Genomic DNA, 18984 nt, shown 5'->3' with positions numbered 1-18984 from the left:
TGATGAGCTGGCTGCAAGAGAGAGACTGCAAACTTTTTATGGATCAGGATGCCGCAGATTTGATCGGCGAAACAGCAACCTGTTCTTACGAAGAAATTCCCGACGCTTCTGAACTTATCATTGTTCTCGGTGGAGACGGCACCTTACTCAATGCAGCTCGCATCGCTCATTCGCATGGGGTGCCTATTCTAGGGGTCAACCTTGGAAGTCTGGGTTTCTTAACAGAAACAACACTTGAGGACCTCTACCCTACCCTTCAAAGCACCCTGAATGGAGAATGTGAAATAGAGCACCGGATGTTACTGAATGCCTCGCTCTGGCGAGATGGTAAGAAGATACAAAGCTTTAATGTTTTAAACGATATTGTTATCAATAAAGGTGCTTTGGCCAGAATCGTAAACCTTACGGTACTGGTCAATGACCAACCCATGACTTCATACCGGGCTGACGGTTTGATCATTGCCACACCAACAGGCTCTACGGCTTATTCTCTTTCTGCAGGAGGACCCATCATTCACCCAAGCATGCACGCCCTGGTACTGAGCCCAATTTGCCCCTTTGTCCTGACAAACAGATCCATTGTGATTCCCGATACTTCCAGGATCAAAGTTCAACTGGCCAAGCGACATGAAGACGAGGATGTCCGGATTACATTGGATGGGCAGATGGGTTGCGATATGAAATCTGGAGATATTCTTGAGGTCGAAAAAGCAGAAATTTCAATAAAACTGATACAAGCTCCTGGAAAAAACTATTATCAAACTCTGAGAACCAAACTCCACTGGGGAGGCACGACAGAAAGTTAACCTTTTGAATACTTTCAAACGCAACTCCTCGGTTGACTCCAGTTATGAATCAAAATATCGTTTCCTGCGGTCACAAAATTAATATTGGAACCCGTGTGGTTTTATGGAACGAAGGCTTTTCCTGTCCCAATAAAAGAGGGAGGTCCAGTTGCTCTCATCATGATCCCAAGCTCAATGACGCCCCAACAAGAAAAGATTCAGCCTACAGGATCCAGAACCCTGAATTGGCATACAAGGAATTAACACAGCGAGTTCATCAGCTTGTTCTCCATTACGATGCCTGTTACTCCTCCTACCACTGCCATAAATTGATGTTGGAAAGTTCTTTTAAGGGGAGCCATTTCTACCTGGATCTTGACGGAACCATTTATCAAACCTGTGACTTGTACTGGAAAACCAATACTGCTCCTGCGGATGACCGACAAGGGAATGAAAGAGCTATCCACGTGGAGATGGCAAACCTTTCATGGGAAGCCCTGGCAAAAGAATGCGAATGGCTACCTTCCAAAAAGGATAAATACCAAAAAATAAATGGACAATGGGTGCTTAAATTACCCAATGACTACAGCAGGAAAATCAAGACACCTGGATTCAAGGCTATTCCCTCACGTGCTTACGGTTCAAGAGGATACTTCAGCAAAAAAATCAATGGCCGCGTGGTTCGCATGTGGGATTTTACAGAAGAACAGTATCAGGCTTTGATCAAACTTTGTACTGGCATCAACCTTCTCCTTCCCAGGGTGAAACTGCAGGTTCCCTTCGATAAGAATACCCGTCGCTATCCGCTTGACAGGTTAAAAAACTACTCCAGGTTTTCAGGCATACTTGGCCATTCGCATGTGCAAAAAGGCACCAATGGAATGGAGTGCAAATATGATCCGGGTTCGGCTTTCAATTGGGCTCGACTGAAAAAAGCCTTCAACTCGAATTGAGACCAGGTCAAAAGCTGTCGAACTGAGTTTTAGGTTGACCTTTGGTCTTGTTTGGGAGAAGCTTGATAGATTCCAAAAAATATTGTAAGAAACATATGATGACTAAACCCGTATTTATTCGTTTTTTGATTGCCTTTGCGATCATTTTACTACCTCATTTGGCTAATGCCGAAACATGGTATGTAAAAAAATCGTCAACGAAACTTCAAGCCAAAGCTTCGGCAAGGTCAAAAGTGTTGGGCAAGCTTTCCAAGGGGACTCCTGTTAAAATAAAAGGCAAATCCGGAAAGTTTTTCGAGGTTTCTACTGGAGGAAAAACGGGATGGATTTTCAGGTTCAAGCTTACCAAAAAAGCACCGGCAGGCGGACAAGGTGATGGAGACGTATTGGCGGCATTAGGTGGAGAACAGAAAATGTCAGCGAGAGAGTCTGCTTCTGGTTCAAGTATAAGAGGTTTAAGTCCTATTTCAGAACAACATGCCCGCAAAAAAGGCGCCACAGAAGAAAGTATCCAGGCTGTAAAAAATATGGAAAGTTTTAAAGTGCGTCCAGAAGAACTGGACCGGTTTCTTGAAGAAGGTAAACTGGGTGAGTATTCCCAATAATAATCTGTCATGTTTTTAAAGAATTTAAAAATTTTCAAGATTGGTTTTATCTGTATCGGGCTTTTAGGCCTTTTGGCATGGGGAAAGCCGTCCTATTCTTTCAATCTGAATGGCATTTTGAAAGAAGTGGAAAAGTCTACGCGCCCCAAACCTGAGCCAAAAGAAGAGGAATTGAATATCAAGACTAAGGAACCAGATCAACCACGACAACAAAATACAAGTGGTGGTGGAATGATTGGTCTAGGGCAATCACTGGGTCTTTTTGATAAAAAAACTTCCAAGATTCTCAAACAGAGTGTGAATACCCTTCAAGCTCTTCAACCAATTGCTTTTGAAGAGGAAAAGGCAATAGGCGGGAGACTGGCTGTTGAAGTGTTCAACAGATATGGAGGTCCCTATAACGACCCTGAACTGGTCCGCTATATAAATTTAGTAGGAAGGGCCGTTGCGGATGTTTCCAATCGCCCGGATATTGATTATCACTTCGCGATTTTAAATACCGAATATCCTAATGCTTTCGCAACTCCTGGAGGTTACGTTTTTGTGAGCATAGGATTATTAAGGATGATTGAAAACGAGGCCCAGCTGGCCGGCGTCCTGGCGCATGAAGTAGCTCATATAAGCCAAAAACATGCCCTGAAGACATTGGAACGAAGCAGGAGCTTGCAGGGGGTCAGTGCCCTCACACTAACAGTGATGGATGAAAACCCCGGCATGTTCGATAAATTAATTGATGAGGTATCAAATGTCCTGTTCACCAAAGGTCTGGACAAAAACCTTGAGTTTGAAGCAGACAAGTACGGGCGGGAGTTTGCTTACAGAATGGGCTATTACCCCGGTGGACTGCAAAGTTTTATTCTAAAACTGGGCAAAAGCAGGGCTGGTAACAAGTCTATATTTATGAGCACTCACCCCTCAGCGGGAGAACGTTATAATATATTGAAAAAAACCTGGCGGCGTTATAAAAAAACCGCCCTCTATCCCGTTTTAGAGAAAAGACTCCTCGCAGCTATAAAAAGGCCTGACACACCATGAAGCAGAATTCCATATTTCGTGACGAACTTCCCGGAGAAAAAAAGAGCATCATCAATCTTCTAATGACTGGTTACATCGTTGTTATATCCTGCCTGGGATATGCAGCATTCTTTCTTTACATCCAACTGGGTCAGATTGAAAGAATAGTAGGAACTATGGACACTAAGAATCTTGCGCCTGATCAAATGGAATTACTGAAAACCAGGGTTATACGAAGTGCCGGGCAGTTAAAAAACGAGATGATCGGAATGGCTATTGTTGGAAGCCTGGTGTCAGTTATTGGTGGATTTTACACCGTCAGCATGATTATAAAACCGTTAAAAAAGCTGGTAACCTTTGCGGAAGAGCGAGGAACAACTGAACTTCCCGAAATGAAATCTAACACTGAAATTAAACAGCTGGCGACTGCAATCACTAAATTAACAGAAAATATAAATCAGAATGACACTGAGGAAAAAGAGCAGTCGAAAATCCCTTCCTAAAAAAATCAATAGTCAGTATAGTCCCTCACCTCCCTGCTCAATTCATCTTTAAATTGAAATATCTCTCTCTTCGGAATACCTATCTCTTCTAAAAGCAGGATGAAGTATTTAAAGCTTAGAACTTGTTTTAAACGAAGCACGGTCTCCTGAACTTTGCCTGAAGAGCTTGTAACGGGCACCAGGTTATCACAAAGCAACTCAACAGGAAGGGGTTCATTGGAGATCTGGGCAACAAGGGTTGCAACTTTGGGAATTTCCAAATCCTTACGATAAACTTCCCGGTTTTCCATCTCCATTTTTACGTATTTCACACATTTTTCATGCAAGATGAGTCTTTGTTTCCAGGGCTCCGTTTTTTTCCATTTATCAAAACGGACTTTAACCGGCTGGCTTATTTTCAATTTATTTATTTCATCTATACGGGTCTGGTATTTTTCCTGAAAGGATTTCCGAACATCGATCCTGTTCAACAATTCATCATCATAATATTTTTCATGGAACTTCTTATCCTTAGTACTCTTTTTTCTCCACTTTTCATATCGCAGGGTGATCACTTCCAGGTAGGTCATGGTATCAATTTCATGATATAGACGTTTCGTCTCGTTAATATGTAAAGATTTGGCCTCTTCAACCATTTTTGCGTATTTTTCGGGATGTTTCTTTTCCAGCTCAGCCAGCACTGGTTTGAATTCTTCCCAGCGAAGGTTAGCCTGCCATCCGCCAAAAACTATCGCTCCAAATATCATCCACCTGATGATCTTTCTTATGGTTCTTTTCATAATTGATTCGACCCGTCTGGAGATTGATATGCTGTCCAATTTGCTTGATTACATTGGACCAGGCCTCCATAACTTATCGGCATTGGTGAGAAACTGTTTAGCTTTGGACTATAAGAGTTTAGTCTACAACAATACTACCAAGAAAGGGCAGGAACTGTCAGGGTGCTTCAGTGATTGTAGAAATGGGGAAATTTTAATGCTTGAAATGCCGGATACCGGTAAATACCATAGCTATATTATGTTCGTCAGCCGCTTGTAGTACTTCTTCATCTCGAATGGATCCACCAGGAGAAATAATTGCAGTGATCCCATGTTTAGCAGCCTTGTCAATAGAGTCACGAAATGGGAAAAATGCATCCGATGCCATTACAGCACCCTCCAATGGCTTGCATGCTTTCTCGACAGCCAGACGGGCAGAGTCAACCCGGCTCATTTGACCGGCTCCAATACCAAGAATTTCCTGATCTTTGGCATAAATAATTGCATTGGACTTAACATGTTTGGCTACAATCCAGGCAAACTTCATATCCTCCATTTCACTGGCTTCTGGCGCTCTTTTGCTGACAACTTTCAGCTGATCCTCAATATAGGTCAACGAGTCTTGACTTTGGACCAACAAGCCACCTCCAATTCGCTTCATATCGAATTTTTCAGAAGCAGTTGTATCGCCTGGTTCAGGCATTTGCATAAGTCGCACGTTCTTTTTTGTTGCAAACAATTTTAAAGCATCAGGCTCAAAACCGGGTGCAACAACAGCCTCAACAAAATTTTTGGTGATTTCTTCCGCAGTCCTGGCTGTTACTACCCGGTTGAATCCAAGTATTCCTCCAAATGCCGACGTAGGATCTACCTCACGAGCAACGATAAATGTTTTTAACTGGTCTTCACCCTGTGCCACTCCACAAGGGTTGGTGTGCTTAATAATAGCTACCGCACCCTTGTCAAATTCCCTGACCAACTCCCAAGCCGCATTCAAATCTATAAAGTTGTTGAAAGAGAGTTCTTTGCCTTGAAGTTGCCGGGCAGAAGCAATTTCTGTCGGTAAGACAGAGCTTTCTTTATATAAAGCTGCTGTTTGGTGAGGGTTTTCCCCGTATCTTAATTCCTGAACTTTCTCAAACGGCTGATTCAAGAGAGGAGGATAAACCGCCTCTTCCTGCCATTGTCCGGTTAAGTATTTAGATATCAGTGAGTCATAGCGGGCTGTGTGCGCAAACGCATCCCGGCATAGCCGCCTTCGAGTTTCAAGTGAAACTTCTCCGGATTTTATCTCCTTTAAAACCTGATCGTATTCAGAGGGGTTAACAACGACAACAACATCTTTTGAGTTTTTAGCGGCAGATCGGACCATCGCAGGGCCACCAATATCAATATTCTCTATTGCATCTTCTAGAGTACAATCCTTTCTCGCTACCGTTTGCTCAAATGGGTATAGGTTTATTACAACCAGGTCGATAGGCCGGATTCCATGATCTTCCATCGCTTTTACATGTTCGGGCATATCTCTGCGAGCCAGAATCCCGCCATGTACCCTGGGATGCAGTGTCTTGATCCTGCCATCCATCATTTCCGGAAAACCCGTATAGTCGGATACTTGTATTACAGGAATTCCTCCCTTACGCAACAAGTCTGCGGTGCCACCGGTAGAGAGTATTTCAATGCCTGATTTCTGAAGCTCAACAGCAAACTCCAAAATACCGGTCTTATCCGACACACTTATTAATGCCCTTTCAATGGGTTTCATCAAAATAGAAAAACGTTAAGTTTATTGAGGTAGTTTTCTCTTAGGTGCGGGAGACTTGGAAATCAAAAAACTCGGAGTCAACGCACTTATCAGTTTCAATATCCAGACTGGAAAAGATCCATAGGATTCCCAAAGGGCAGGTTCTTCTTTCTGTGGTTGGGAAGTAGTTTTTTTTGGATCGGTCATCTCTCACCTCTCCTTAATTTGTTAATAGTTTCTGGATACAAATGAAGTGCGAAGTCTACACTTTTTCGGGCAATTTTAAAATAAAAATCCGCTCCTGTGAGCCATCGTAGTAAATAACAATAACTTGTGAGACGAAAATCCAACCTTTGGGACCAAGATAGATATTGCTAATTGATCGTACGATGAGTGATGGACAAACCCTGGGTGAATTTCCAGTCAATCGGTTTGGTCAGATCCAGTCTTCCGAACTGATTTTCCAGGTTTTTGGTACATTCCTGGAGTAAGCTCTGCAAACACTTTTTGTCGAAGTCCGTCCAGGCCATGGGCGCTTTCAACAATTCCTGCTCAAAGGAGGCAATCAGTTCATCGTTGCATAATTTTGCCTCATCCTGAAAAATACCCGGTAAAAAGATCAATTCTAAAAAACTCTTTGCCGCTACTTCCGGAAGTGGGTCACAGGAAATCTTTTTGAATAGAACATATTGCGCCAGAGCTGTGGTAACCAACGACAGTAAGTTCATTGATTCGTGAACATCATCACTAATCTCTTTCAAAGATATAAATGTGGATTCTCTCAACCCCAACCCTTGCCGGGCAAAACGGGAGTAAAATTTCCATCTGACTAAAAATTCATTCACGACTTCGATATCACTCAGAGATTGCAGATCACGCCAAATGAAAGATTCCTGGCTTTTTTCAACAACCTGCGGAAATCTGAAAACCAGCGCTCCCAGCCGTTCTTTTTCTGCATCCGAAATAAAATGCTCTATATAGGATCCATTCTCATTAATAAAAGTACTTGCCGTCGATCTAATCTGCCTCAATTGTTCATAGCCCACCTGAAATAATGACTGCATCCAAACCTGATTCAACAAGGACGCTCCTTTTTGCAGATCTCTTTCGGCCCCCAGTTCCAGACCCATGTTGATATAGCCAAGCGCTTTCCTCATGGCCCGCTCTCGAACATCTTTTGAGGATAGTTCGTACCCATCCGCAACAATTACTTTATTGGACAAACACACCAGTTCCCAAAGCATCGTTTCATGGCGCTGTTCATTTTCCACCATACCAAGGCATTGAGTGAAAAACAGTGATTCATCTAATTGAGCAAGGGGGTATCTGGGGGAGAGATTCAGTCTGCTCGAAGGAAAGTCTTCAAGTGACGGCAACTTTAACTTTAAAGTTTCAGGGTCTAACCTACTGTAAACTCCCATTGCTTCTTGAAATTCAGGGATCCCCCTTTCACCAGTGCGGACCATTCTCCATTGATAAGCTTTCTCCAATGTAGGAGTGATTGGATACCAAATGACAGCTTCCAACAGGTTATAAAACAGAGTTTGGTCTTTTTCATAAAGTAAAAGCAGGAGTTTCCTTATTTCTTTATTGCTTTCGACTTTAAAATAAATGTCATACACCCCATCAGGAGAGAAATGTTCAAGACCCTCCACTCCTTCATAGGCATCTGTCATCTCATCCTTTTTAAAGACCAATAATAAAGCCTGAAGGAGCATCACCTTTTGATCAAAATCTTCTCCTGAAAACCATTCCAAAGTTTCAGGGTCTTGACATTGATCCAGCAATATAATCCAATCCATTGCTTGTCTGGGTTGAAATTTATCTCCCTGCCACCACTCCAGATCAAAGACATATTGCAATTGATCTGGAGAAACCATGGAAACAACCAAAAGGGAATCTTCCCTATCTAAATGTTTGATCAAATTATAAACTTCTTCCACAGGCAGGGACTGGGTCACCTCAACAGCCATTTCAGAAAGCATTAACAGTTTATGTTGCAAATCAGGAGCAAGCCCCATAATACATCTTGCCTGACCCTCAACCGACATATCAGACAAAATATCTTCTACCTTACGCGGTTGTGAGTTTACCCACTCCACAGGAAATGGCAGACCCGAACCTGTGTGCAGACTTGCTTTATCGATCATGATTCTTAAACCAGTTAAATATTCAAACTTTATGGGAGCAACATGATGGTTGTAAGGATTCTTCCGGTCTTTCCTTCACGTCGATAAGAAAACAGGTTTCGACTTGAACAACAAGTGCAATGATCCATAGAAAAAATATTTTCAGACAAAAGCCCTGCCTTAATACCTTCCACTTTATTCACTGCTATCAAATCCAAAAAATAATTTCCTTTCAAACCAACCTCGAACAATCCTTTTTCATATGGATACAAATCTTTGAAAGGTTGAATACAATCTTCACCCACTTCATAGCAACAACCTCCAATCGAAGGCCCAATTCCCATCACCAATTCAGCAGGTCGAGATCCATATACCCGCCCCATCTCCCTAACCACCTTTAAAACAATGCTTTGAGCAGACCCTCTTCGTCCTGAATGGATAGCACCTATAACCTTCAAACGAGGATCATAAACCAAAACGGGCAGACAATCTGCAGTAAAAATTCCAATGGGATTGCCGGGAATATGAGTTAACAAAGCATCGGCTGAAATTTTTCTGACCTCATTAAAAGTTAAGTCAGGGTCATCCAGTAAAAAAATATTATCGCCATGAACTTGATTAACACAAAAAAGGTTCTGGTTTTCTATCCCCAATGATTTTAAAAACAAATTCAAATGCGAATCAGATTTTCCAGTTTGATCATTGCTTTGAAAAGAAAACTCCTCAATTTCTCCTTGATCATTTTTGAAACACCGCGGACTAACGGCGTGAGTTAATTCGGGAAACTTTTCGAACTGGTCAAATTTTAACTTTTCAAGCAATGTACTCATAAAAATATTACAATTTTTTTTAACTTGCCTAAAGCAATCATCAATCAATTCAAGTATACCCGCAATAGTCTAAAAAAACCAAACATGGCTTTTCCCCCTTTATTGGCGTGGGTTTTATCGATGCAACAATAAATCAAAGATTACAATCCAGCGCATTAATTTCCCACAGTCACTTATCAACACTCTCGAAACATTAAATTTCATTAATATTCGCTTGACATCAAACGTGTATCGCATAAAATGATAAACGGTATTTGGGCGCTGAAACGAATACCGCATGATGTAAGAAAGGAGATCTTGATGGCAACCAAGAAAAAAGCAGCTAAGAAAAAAGCTACTAAGAAGAAAGCTGCAAAGAAAAAAGTAACAAAGAAAAAAGTAACAAAGAAAAAAGCAACAAAGAAAAAAGCAACTAAGAAAAAAGCAACAAAGAAAAAAGCAACTAAGAAAAAAGCAACTAAGAAAAAAGCAACAAAGAAAAAAGCTACTAAGAAAAAAGCAACAAAGAAAAAAGCAACAAAGAAAAAAGCAACAAAGAAAAAAGCTACTAAGAAAAAAGCTAAAGCTAAAAAAAGATAAACAGATTTGTTTGATTTTTTTATTAGCCTACGCTGAATGTAGCAGACACACTCTCAATTCATTTTCGAACGTATTAACCCATATCGTTTCAGCGCCCAACCAATCCCCCCCTCAACCCCTTGTTATATTTGAATTTATCAGTGTATTTTGAAGCAGGCTGACTTTAGATAGAACGCCTCCGGGAAAGTTACCGGGTGGTCCAGGGCATGCCCTGTTTTAAAAATTTCCTCATATTTCTTTCCTGCAGAACGAATTCCAAGACAAGCAGCATCATAAAACTCATTGGCTTTCACATGCCTTGTGCAAGAAGCCGCATATAAAATTTCTGATGTAAGCTGGGCTCCGGCTTTAATTAACCTGACATAAGCCTCCAGAGCCTGGGCTTTTTGTTTCTTGCTTCTGGCAAAAGCGGGTGGGTCTAAAACTACTAAATCAAAACTAAGGTTCTCGGATTTCATTCTAGCCAGTATTTGGAAGGCATCACCTGCTTCCTGCAAAAGTCTTGGAGGTGAAAATGATTGATCCGGAAAATTTAATTTCAAATTCCGTTTAGAATTTTCTAACGCCTGAGGGCTACTGTCTATTTCCACGACCGACTTGCACCCGCCGGCGAAGGCATACACTGAAAAACCGCCTGTATAACTAAAAACATTTAACACGGAGCGGTCTTTCGCCATTTTATGAATTTTAAACCGGTTTTCTCTCTGATCCAGAAAAAAGCCAGTTTTCTGACCTTCTACAACATCGGCTATGAACTTCAATCCATTTTCCTTAAACTCAATCCAGCTCGACTCCTTACTCCCATATAAAAACTGTCCATCCTGATAAACTAATTTTGATCCACATGATTTGGAAATGTTCTTGGCTAAACGTAAGACCAGTTTCTTGCTGTTAAATTCCTTGCAAAACAGTTCACTCAGAAGTTCCAAAAATGGAAACCAACTGGTGGTATATAGTTTAATAACCAAGGCATCTTCATAACGATCCAATACAAGCCCTGGGAAACCATCATTTTCCCCATTTATCACTCGATAGCCTGTTGTTCCCTGAGATTCCAGAGGCTCTCTCATTGCTTTTGCAGACAATAAGCGCTCCTGAAAAAAATCAGCATTAATCTCCCTGGGTTTTCCCAAAACCATTACTCTAAAGCATAGGTCAGAGCGTGGGTCCCATAAGCCTAAGGCCAAAAACCTGTTATTGTGATCGTATATGATCCCCAGGTTTTCCGACTTTTCTTCGGGAACTTGGTTCTGCACTTGATATTTGAAAACCCAGGGACAGCCTTTTCGTATTTTTCCTTGTAATGTTTTAGATATCTGAATCTTAATCATTCACGACTGTTAAAATCAGGTTGAGGAAAGCCTTGTTTATCTTAAGGCATAGAACTTAAATGCCTAATCATATTATTTAAAGGGTTTCATATGTGGAAGGGTATCCAGAATCTTAATTTGCCGGACCTGAACATGTTTAGGTTTAGGTCTTATAGACCAATGTCTGGGATTTGGCAACACTGCCGCCATCCATGCAGACTCAACAGGAGAAAGAGTTTTTGATGAATGCCGGAAATAGGTTTGGGCTGCTTTTTCACAGCCAAATATACCATCTCCCCATTCAATCACATTTAAATAAACCTCCAGGATCCTTTGCTTACTCCAAAAAAACTCAATCAGCACTGTAAAATAACTTTCCAGCAATTTTCGGAGCCAGGTCCTAGTTTGCCACAAGAATACATTACGAGCTGTTTGCATAGTAATTGTGCTGGCACCCACTTTTCGGTCTGTTGTAAGGTTGGTCTGAATCGCATATTCGATAGCCAACCAGTCGAATCCATGATGGTTAAAGAATTTCTGATCCTCAGCTGCCAAAACCGCTTTAATGATATTCGGGGAAACCTGGTCAATTGACTGCCAATCGTCCAGATACAGGGGAAATTTCTTCGGTGTATCACTTTCGAACCAGCGGACCCACATTAAAGGTGTTGAGGGTGGGTTCACATATCTGTAAAACAAAACTGGAACCAGGGTGAGAGCAACAAAACAAAGGAAAAAATCAAAACAAATCTTCCAGATCCGAATTTTGATTGATTTTTTGCCCCGTTTTCGTTTTTTTGCCACAGAACAACCTCCACATATCGAGCTTAAGACAGGACCTGATGTCTTAATTTAACTCAAAGTCCGACAAAAAAATCAGCTTTTCTTTATTGCGGAGTTATAGAGGCTGACCTTTTTCAGAAAAGCATTAAGGTGTTCCTGAGGAATTCTTCTTACGTAGCTTTTATGGTACTTGGACGTGAATGGGCTATAGACTCTTTTTTTATTCTTTCGGTTCTGGATCTCATAGTGCAGGTGAGGAGCAAATGTTCTTCCCGTATTTCCAGATTCAGCAATCTGCTGACCCGCCTTAATCGTCTGACCTCGTTTAACTTTGACCCTGCTTAAATGTAAATACAGGGTTTTTATACCAAGTTTGGGGTGATCAATTTCAATACAATAACCGTTGGCTCTAACATTCCAATTAGTGCGAGTGACCTTTCCAGCAAACCCTGAATAAACAGGTGTCCCTTCCTCTGCCTTAAAGTCTGTCCCAGAGTGTCCTCCTGAACCTTTACGAAAATCTCCAGGCAAGGAAGTGATTTCTATATATTCTCTGATTGGACTCTGGGCTTCCACAATACGCTGGGCAATTTCATTTCCTTCTTTATCAAAATAGCCTCCATTGCCTTTGTCAAACCCATCGTAATAATACGCTTCAAATGTTTTACCAAATCGTTTGCTTGCATAGGAAAGCTTGAGGATTTTAAATTGCTCGGGTCCATCAAGCTGCTGGTACACCACATCCAGCGAATCACCATTTCTCATGCTTTTTTTGATATCCATAAACCAGGCCATCAGACGTCCAATATGTGCGGAAAGCGCGGCACATCCATTCTCACGGGTTATTTCTCTACAGACACTATAATTTAATGAATTTCTTATTTTAAAGTTTAGCGACTGAATATTTTTGCCACCAGGTGTTCTTTCAGCAGAAGTCGTGAATGATACCGGCTTGATTGTAGCTGCTGCAAAAGATTGCGGAAATTGTTTTGGTAACTCATTTTCAGGTTCTGCAGCCTCAGGTTGGGATTCTTCACCCTTAGACTGGAATGAAATTTCGGCATTCTGTGGCAAGGACGCAACAGCAACATTATTATCCTGATCAAAAAAAAGAAGAAAGACATTCAAACCCACAGAAACCATAAAGAGAAAAATAAACCCCAAACGAAACTTATTTTTCTTTTGAATGTTCTGGTCTTGAAGTGAGGATGGGGGAATGTACATGTTCTTTCCTTCGGTTAAATGATAAAGTAGAGCTTTAAAATTAGATTTTTGAAAACTGTTGCTAAAAAAGGCATACTAACTTGTAACAACAAGCCCATTATATAAGACAATGTCAATAAATTCAATAAGTTCTGAGATTGCCCCTGCTGTATTTCAACCGGAAATTTTTTTTCTTGAAGAAGGCATCGAAGAATATCCCCTGGCAAAGGATATCCTTTCCAGGCACCCCGGCATACCCAGAAAAACTTTTCGGGACATTTCCACACTCACTGATGAGATAAAGCCTTCTTCGTACGATGTGTTTGGAGAAGGAAAAAAAAGTTTGGCATTAACCCGTTTTAAGGGATCTTTCTTGAAGAAGTGTCCGGGTGTCAGTCCTGGTATGGTGTGCTGTAATTATTATGTTGTGAATTTATCAAAAAACTGCATTTACGATTGTTCCTATTGCTTCTTGCAGGATTTCCTGGGAAACAACCCCATGCAAGTCGCTTATGTGAATGTTGAAGATCTACTTGGCGAACTTGAGGAGGTGTTCACACAATATCCTGATCGTAATTTTAGAGTAGGCACAGGAGAATTGACCGACAGCCTTGCTTTGGACTCGATCATTCCCTATACAAAACACCTTCTCCCATTTTTCAACCGACAAACAAATGCTGTGCTGGAGTTAAAGACCAAATCAGACCAAATCACAAACCTTTTAAACCATTCTGATCCAACGAATATTATTGTTTCCTGGTCGTTAAATCCTCAAACCATTACAGAAAGAGAAGAAAAAGGCACCCCGAGTTTAATCCAACGCCTTGAGGCAGCCAGGGCTTGTTTGGAAAAAGGGTACCGTATCGGATTCCACTTTGATCCTATAATTTTGATACCGGGATGGGAAGAAGCCTACAAACAAATGATTGATATTATATGCGACACAATACCTGTCAACAAATTGGAGTGGATCAGTTTGGGAAGCTTTCGATACCGCCCCTCTTTAAAATCGGTCATCAAAGATCGCCATCCAGAAACCAGGCTGTTCACCAGTGAACACTTGCCAAGCAAAGATGGCAAGTTTCGCTATCTTCGGCCATTAAGAAACCAGGCCTACGAAAAAATTCGCGGATTTCTTACAGCCCGTTCAAAAGAATTAAATATTTATCTTTGTATGGAAACACGAGAAATTTGGGAAGATGTTACGGGAAAAACTCCAAGAAGCGATAAAAAACTCGACCAGTTTTTTGACCTTTGAACAAATAGCTTACAGACGCATGGGCATAACGATGCTTTTATACTGATCGTCATCGGTAACGGTAAAAAGGCAGGAGTGGTTTTGATCTTTCAGATTCAGGGTCACTGAATCACCCTCAACGACATTAAGGATTTCCAGAACATATTTTGCGTTAAGACCGATGGAGACTTCTTCACCCTCGTACTCAATGGGCATTTCCTCGTGGGCGGCTCCTAAATCTGTATTATCAGAAACCAGAGTCAGGTTTCCTTTCTGAATTTCAAAGCGCACCATTTTAGACTTTTCATCTGCCAGCAGGGCCACTCGTTTTAAGGCATGGGTCAATCCATCCCTCTCAGCTTTGGCTTTCAATTGGTTATCTGAAGGAATTACCTGACGATAATTAGGAAATTTTCCATCTATTTTTCGGGATACAATCACCTGCTGACCACAGATAAATGCCAAGTGATTATCCTGTGATGAAAATCCAAATGTCGCACCTTCGTCTTCCATCAGTTTTAATAACTCAGATAAAGCTTTCTTGGGCAACAGGAAACTCAAGACTTCGCCCTTTGAAGCGTTAGATTTAACCGGTCGTGAAATCATTGCCAATCGGTGACCGTCAGTGCCCACCAGATTCGCGCTATCACCTTCAGCTTCCAGCAACAAGCCATTTAACGCCTGCCGTGTTTCGTCGGGAGAAACAGCAAAAAAAGTTTTTCGAATCATTTCCTTTAAAATTTTGCTGTCAAACTCCAGTAACGGCTTATCACTGTATTCAGGCAATGGGGGGAAGTCTTCAGGGGGAAGGCCAGGCAAACGAAATTTTGATTTTCCGCATTTTAAGGTAATCCAGTTATTCTCTTCCTTTTTCAGATAGATTTCTTCGTCAGGAAGCTCCCGGATAATATCGAAAAGCTTTCTCGCGTTGAGAGTCACGGCACCGGGAGCGCTTACATTCGCCTCATAATGACCCAGAGTTCCTATTTCCAAATCTGTGGCACGAATGCAAATGCTGTCTTTATCAGCCGAAAGATGCAAATGAGAAAGAATGGGCATCGCCCCTTTCGGCTCAACAATCCCCTGAACTTTATGAACACCGTTCAGAAGGACATCACGACTTATCCTGACTTCCATAACACTCCTTTAAAGTAATGCCTACATAAGGCATGAGGATTTTTAGCACAATTGCAAAAAGCTGTCAAAGAGAAATGACAATCACAAAATCACCCGGTTTTTAAACAAAAATTCTCTTTTACACGACCCATGAATAAAAAATTTTAGCCGTAAACCCTGAACCCCAACGACAAAAAAATACTGAAAAAGCGAATCCTAATAAGGAAAAAAGTATAAAAAAGAAACGGCATATAAATGTAGCTTTCTTAGAATTCCCTTAACCTGTGATATTCTTGCAATAATTTGGGCTGAAGATAATTTCATAAAACAGACTGGTCATTGGCAATTTCAAAACAATACTATGAAGGTGCCCAAAAATTAAGCGATGGAAAATAATGCTGAAATAGAAAGCTTTCGACAGTTATCCGATGAAAGCCCTTATCCCGTTCTTCGTATTTATAAAGATGGACAACTGCTTTACTTCAATCGGGCAAGTATCCCGCTATTAACAATAGCGGATGGCGATTCAGATTACACTCTTTCTCCAGAGTTAAGGCAGTTGACTCAAGATGGATTTGAACATCAGACGAGTAAAATGCTGGAGTTGGAATATTCCGGACGTATCTTTTCTATCACCCTCATTCCTTGTATCGAACAAGATTACGCAAATGTATATGGCCATGATGTTTCGACCAGGAAAATCATGGAGGACTACCTGATTGAGCAAAACAAAATTTTAGGCAGTCTTGTAACGGGAAAACCCTTACAAGAAATTTTGGATGGTTTGAGCAGAAGTGTAGAAAAACACAGCTCCGGGTTGATGAATTCTATTCTCATAATGCATCAATCAAAAAGATTTCTTCGCTATGGTTCTGCGCCCAGCCTTCCCAAAGATTACCTGGAAAAAACGAAGAAGGTTCATGCGGCACCGCTGCCTTCCTGAAGGAAATGGTTGTCGTTGAGGATATTGCTCATGATCCCAGATGGGAAAAGTATAAGGCTGTTCCCTTAAAGTTTGGGCTGAGAGCCTGCTGGTCAGCACCCATTCTGGATTGTGAAGGTGAAGTATTGGGCACCTTCGCCAGTTATTACACCGAGCCACGCAAGCCGACTTCAGAAGAAATTAAGCTTATTAAAACCTCCGCCAATTTTGCGGCTCTTGCTATACAAAATTACAATGCCCAAAATGAATTAAAGAATTATGCGGAAGAACTCAAGAGAAGCAACAACGATCTCAGAGATTTCACCCAAATTGCCTCGCATGATTTACAGGAACCTTTGAGAAAAATTTCTATATTCAGCGATCGTCTTAAGTCCTCTAAAGCTTATCTAAATGAACAGCAACTGGACGATCTTGACAAAATGAGGAATGCCGCCGAAAGAATGCAGACGCTGATTGATGATCTGCTTCAATTTTCCCAGATAAATTCTACAGGGAAACCCTTCCGGAAAGTGGATCTTGAAGAAATTGCCAGCGAAGTCATTGAGGATCTGGAAGTTCAGATTAATGAAACCCGGGGAGAAGTCAAACAGGCTGACCTGCCTACTATTGAAGCTGACCCTTTTCAAATGCGTCAACTATTTCAAAACCTGATTGGAAATGCTTTGAAATATCACCAACCCAAAACACCTCCTGTTATTTTCCTGAGCAGCGAGTCCATTAAAAACGGATCATATAGTATCTCTGTGCAGGACAACGGTATAGGGTTGGACACAAAGTTTTCGGAAAAAATATTCATACCCCTTGAAAGACTTCATGGAAGAAATTCTTACGACGGTTCAGGAATTGGCCTGGCTATCTGCAAGAAAATAGTATCCCGCCACAATGGGAAAATATCTGTCACAAGCAAAATAGGAGAAGGAAGCAAGTTCACAATCATTCTGCCCAAAAGGCAACCCACCTCCTCCTGAACTTTAAAAAAGATCAACTCCCTTTTTTCGCTATTTTTGCCCAGGTATCACGCAGGGTTACAGTCCGATTAAAAACCGGTTTTCCAGGAGAAGAACTCACAGCATCCACAGAAAAATAACCAAGCCTTAAAAACTGAAACCGGTCACCCCCTGCCGCATCCTTTAAAAAGGGTTCAATAAATCCTTGAGCAATTTCCAGAGAATCAGGGTTCACACTTGCCGCCAATTCAGGGCATTGTTTTTCGTCTGCGGGGTTTTCATTAATAAAAAGATGGCTGTATAACCTCACTTCAGCCGGCTCAGCATGGGCGGCTGAGAGCCAATGCAGTGTACCTTTTACTTTCCTGCCTTCCATGGAAGAGCCACTTTTTGTTTCCGGATCATAACTGCAGCGCAGTTCCAGCACCTCTCCTGTATTTTCATCCTTGACCACCCGCTCACATTTGATGATGTAAGCATGCTTCAAACGCACTTCTCTTCCGGGAGCAAGTCTGAAATATTTTTTGGGAGGATCTTCCATAAAGTCATCCTGCTCAATGTATAGAACCCGGGAAAAAGGAATTTTGCGCGATCCGGCATCGGGGTCTTCAGGATTATTCTCAGCGGTGAGTTCTTCCACCTGATCTTCCGGATAATTCTCAATCACCACTTTCAGAGGTCTGACCACCGCCATCACTCGTGGCGAAGTTTTGTTTAAATCTTCCCGGACACAATGTTCCAACAATGCAAAGTCTATCGTGCTGTTACTTTTAGCGACCCCAATCCGCTCACAAAAATCACGAATCGCCTCGGGAGGATACCCCCTGCGGCGCATTCCTGACAACGTGGGCATACGCGGGTCGTCCCATCCGCTAACATGGTGCTCCTTTACCAACTGTAATAGCTTGCGTTTGCTCAACACTGTATAACTCAGGTTAAGCCGTGCAAATTCTATTTGTTGAGGACGATAAATATCTAGCTCATTGAGGAACCAGTCATAAAGAGGACGGTGATCTTCAAATTCCAGAGTACAAATTGAGTGGGTGATTTGCTCCAGCGAGTCCGATTGACCGTGAGCAAAATCATACATGGGGTAAATACACCATTTGTTTCCTGTTCTGTGATGCGTTGCCTTTAAAACCCGGTACAGAACGGGATCGCGCATATTCAGGTTTCCTGAAGCCATATCAATTTTAGCTCTCAATACGACTTCACCTTCCTCAAATTCTCCGGCACGCATCTTCTCGAACAAGTTCAGGTTCTCTTCCACCGACCTGTCTCGGTGCGGACTGTTCTGCCCCGGCTCAGTGAGCGTACCCCGGAATTCACGAATTTGATCCGGATTCAGAGAATCCACATATGCTTTACCTTTTTTTATCAACCGTATTGCATATTCGTAAAGCTGGTTAAAGTATTCGGAGGAATAATACAACCGATCCTCCCAGTCAAAACCCAGCCACCGCACATCTTCCATAATGGACTTTACATATTCTTCCTCTTCCTTGATGGGGTTGGTATCATCGAATCGAAGATTACATTTCCCTG

Annotated in this window: 18 protein-coding genes; 9 read left to right on the top strand and 9 right to left on the bottom strand. The window is 41.7% G+C overall.

The features are described from left to right. The first annotated feature begins 2 nt into the window (after nucleotides 1-2). The 5 genes from F3741_01425 (at nucleotide 3) to F3741_01405 (ending at nucleotide 3860) form a co-directional block, all read left to right on the top strand. Nucleotides 3-806 (top strand): NAD(+)/NADH kinase, encoded by an 804-nt coding sequence (locus F3741_01425; GenBank protein ID MZG29459.1) that lies wholly within the window; start codon nucleotides 3-5, stop codon nucleotides 804-806. A 44-nt stretch (nucleotides 807-850) separates the two neighbouring features. Next, nucleotides 851-1738: an N-acetylmuramoyl-L-alanine amidase gene (locus tag F3741_01420; protein MZG29458.1), complete on the top strand. Its 888-nt coding sequence runs from the start codon at nucleotides 851-853 to the stop codon at nucleotides 1736-1738. Nucleotides 1739-1833: 95 nt separating this feature from the next. Beyond that, a complete protein-coding gene (locus F3741_01415) occupies nucleotides 1834-2343 on the top strand; it encodes an SH3 domain-containing protein (protein ID MZG29457.1) in 510 nt (169 codons plus the stop codon). Nucleotides 2344-2352: 9 nt separating this feature from the next. Continuing rightward, nucleotides 2353-3378, top strand: a complete 1026-nt coding sequence (locus tag F3741_01410; GenBank protein ID MZG29456.1) for a M48 family metalloprotease — start codon at nucleotides 2353-2355, stop codon at nucleotides 3376-3378. Nucleotides 3379-3440: 62 nt separating this feature from the next. Further along, on the top strand, nucleotides 3441-3860 hold the full coding sequence (locus F3741_01405; protein MZG29455.1) for a HAMP domain-containing protein: 420 nt from the start codon (nucleotides 3441-3443) through the stop codon (nucleotides 3858-3860). 5 nt (nucleotides 3861-3865) lie between these two features. Here F3741_01405 and F3741_01400 read toward each other — a convergent pair whose 3' ends face one another. The 4 genes from F3741_01400 to pgeF form a co-directional block, all read right to left on the bottom strand. Further along, nucleotides 3866-4639, bottom strand: a complete 774-nt coding sequence (locus tag F3741_01400) for a hypothetical protein (GenBank protein ID MZG29454.1) — start codon at nucleotides 4637-4639, stop codon at nucleotides 3866-3868. A 193-nt stretch (nucleotides 4640-4832) separates the two neighbouring features. Continuing rightward, nucleotides 4833-6383, bottom strand: a complete 1551-nt coding sequence (gene purH, locus F3741_01395; protein ID MZG29453.1) for a bifunctional phosphoribosylaminoimidazolecarboxamide formyltransferase/IMP cyclohydrolase — start codon at nucleotides 6381-6383, stop codon at nucleotides 4833-4835. A gap of 353 nt (nucleotides 6384-6736) precedes the next feature. Beyond that, nucleotides 6737-8512, bottom strand: a complete 1776-nt coding sequence (locus F3741_01390; GenBank protein MZG29452.1) for a hypothetical protein — start codon at nucleotides 8510-8512, stop codon at nucleotides 6737-6739. A 29-nt stretch (nucleotides 8513-8541) separates the two neighbouring features. Further along, nucleotides 8542-9321: a peptidoglycan editing factor PgeF gene (pgeF, locus tag F3741_01385; protein MZG29451.1), complete on the bottom strand. Its 780-nt coding sequence runs from the start codon at nucleotides 9319-9321 to the stop codon at nucleotides 8542-8544. Nucleotides 9322-9621: 300 nt separating this feature from the next. Here pgeF and F3741_01380 point away from each other — a divergent pair, with 300 nt between their 5' ends. Next, nucleotides 9622-9900, top strand: coding sequence for a hypothetical protein (locus F3741_01380; protein MZG29450.1), 279 nt, complete (start codon nucleotides 9622-9624; stop codon nucleotides 9898-9900). A gap of 137 nt (nucleotides 9901-10037) precedes the next feature. Here F3741_01380 and F3741_01375 read toward each other — a convergent pair whose 3' ends face one another. The 3 genes from F3741_01375 to F3741_01365 form a co-directional block, all read right to left on the bottom strand. Then, nucleotides 10038-11231 (bottom strand): class I SAM-dependent rRNA methyltransferase, encoded by a 1194-nt coding sequence (locus tag F3741_01375; GenBank protein ID MZG29449.1) that lies wholly within the window; start codon nucleotides 11229-11231, stop codon nucleotides 10038-10040. A 72-nt stretch (nucleotides 11232-11303) separates the two neighbouring features. Beyond that, entirely contained in the window at nucleotides 11304-12014 is a 711-nt protein-coding gene (gene mtgA, locus F3741_01370) for a monofunctional biosynthetic peptidoglycan transglycosylase (protein ID MZG29448.1), read from the bottom strand. A 72-nt stretch (nucleotides 12015-12086) separates the two neighbouring features. Next, nucleotides 12087-13217: a M23 family metallopeptidase gene (locus F3741_01365; GenBank protein MZG29447.1), complete on the bottom strand. Its 1131-nt coding sequence runs from the start codon at nucleotides 13215-13217 to the stop codon at nucleotides 12087-12089. 109 nt (nucleotides 13218-13326) lie between these two features. On the opposite strand from F3741_01365, the gene F3741_01360 reads away from it, so the two are divergent. Then, the gene (locus F3741_01360; protein MZG29446.1) at nucleotides 13327-14454 is read left to right on the top strand and encodes a radical SAM protein; all 1128 of its coding nucleotides are present in this window, start codon (nucleotides 13327-13329) and stop codon (nucleotides 14452-14454) included. A gap of 9 nt (nucleotides 14455-14463) precedes the next feature. On the opposite strand, the gene dnaN is transcribed toward F3741_01360, so the two are convergent. Continuing rightward, complete coding sequence (gene dnaN, locus F3741_01355; GenBank protein MZG29445.1) at nucleotides 14464-15570, bottom strand: DNA polymerase III subunit beta; 1107 nt, start codon at nucleotides 15568-15570, stop codon at nucleotides 14464-14466. A 364-nt stretch (nucleotides 15571-15934) separates the two neighbouring features. Here dnaN and F3741_01350 point away from each other — a divergent pair, with 364 nt between their 5' ends. Next, complete coding sequence (locus F3741_01350) at nucleotides 15935-16492, top strand: hypothetical protein (protein ID MZG29444.1); 558 nt, start codon at nucleotides 15935-15937, stop codon at nucleotides 16490-16492. 5 nt (nucleotides 16493-16497) lie between these two features. Then, a complete protein-coding gene (locus F3741_01345; protein MZG29443.1) occupies nucleotides 16498-17460 on the top strand; it encodes a GAF domain-containing protein in 963 nt (320 codons plus the stop codon). Nucleotides 17461-17473: 13 nt separating this feature from the next. Here F3741_01345 and F3741_01340 read toward each other — a convergent pair. Then, a partial coding sequence (locus F3741_01340) for a glutamine--tRNA ligase/YqeY domain fusion protein (protein MZG29442.1) occupies nucleotides 17474-18984 on the bottom strand: 1511 nt, incomplete at its 5' end.

It is taken from the genome of Nitrospinota bacterium, assembly GCA_009873635.1.
Lineage (GTDB): Bacteria > Nitrospinota > Nitrospinia > Nitrospinales > VA-1 > LS-NOB.
Note: the sequence above shows the minus strand (reverse complement) of the source record. Positions and strands in the feature narration are given on the sequence as shown.

Excerpts from the sequence above, each read along its gene's own strand:
- F3741_01425 (MZG29459.1), top strand. The coding sequence starts at position 3 with ATGAGCTGGCTGCAAGAGAGAGACTGCAAACTTTTTATGGATCAGGAT.
- F3741_01420 (MZG29458.1), top strand. The coding sequence starts at position 851 with ATGAATCAAAATATCGTTTCCTGCGGTCACAAAATTAATATTGGAACC.
- F3741_01415 (MZG29457.1), top strand. The coding sequence starts at position 1,834 with ATGATGACTAAACCCGTATTTATTCGTTTTTTGATTGCCTTTGCGATC.
- F3741_01410 (MZG29456.1), top strand. The coding sequence starts at position 2,353 with ATGTTTTTAAAGAATTTAAAAATTTTCAAGATTGGTTTTATCTGTATC.
- F3741_01405 (MZG29455.1), top strand. The coding sequence starts at position 3,441 with ATGACTGGTTACATCGTTGTTATATCCTGCCTGGGATATGCAGCATTC.
- F3741_01400 (MZG29454.1), bottom strand. The coding sequence starts at position 4,639 with ATGAAAAGAACCATAAGAAAGATCATCAGGTGGATGATATTTGGAGCG.
- purH (MZG29453.1), bottom strand. The coding sequence starts at position 6,383 with ATGAAACCCATTGAAAGGGCATTAATAAGTGTGTCGGATAAGACCGGT.
- F3741_01390 (MZG29452.1), bottom strand. The coding sequence starts at position 8,512 with ATGATCGATAAAGCAAGTCTGCACACAGGTTCGGGTCTGCCATTTCCT.
- pgeF (MZG29451.1), bottom strand. The coding sequence starts at position 9,321 with ATGAGTACATTGCTTGAAAAGTTAAAATTTGACCAGTTCGAAAAGTTT.
- F3741_01380 (MZG29450.1), top strand. The coding sequence starts at position 9,622 with ATGGCAACCAAGAAAAAAGCAGCTAAGAAAAAAGCTACTAAGAAGAAA.
- F3741_01375 (MZG29449.1), bottom strand. The coding sequence starts at position 11,231 with ATGATTAAGATTCAGATATCTAAAACATTACAAGGAAAAATACGAAAA.
- F3741_01365 (MZG29447.1), bottom strand. The coding sequence starts at position 13,217 with ATGTACATTCCCCCATCCTCACTTCAAGACCAGAACATTCAAAAGAAA.
- F3741_01360 (MZG29446.1), top strand. The coding sequence starts at position 13,327 with ATGTCAATAAATTCAATAAGTTCTGAGATTGCCCCTGCTGTATTTCAA.
- dnaN (MZG29445.1), bottom strand. The coding sequence starts at position 15,570 with ATGGAAGTCAGGATAAGTCGTGATGTCCTTCTGAACGGTGTTCATAAA.
- F3741_01350 (MZG29444.1), top strand. The coding sequence starts at position 15,935 with ATGGAAAATAATGCTGAAATAGAAAGCTTTCGACAGTTATCCGATGAA.
- F3741_01345 (MZG29443.1), top strand. The coding sequence starts at position 16,498 with ATGGTTGTCGTTGAGGATATTGCTCATGATCCCAGATGGGAAAAGTAT.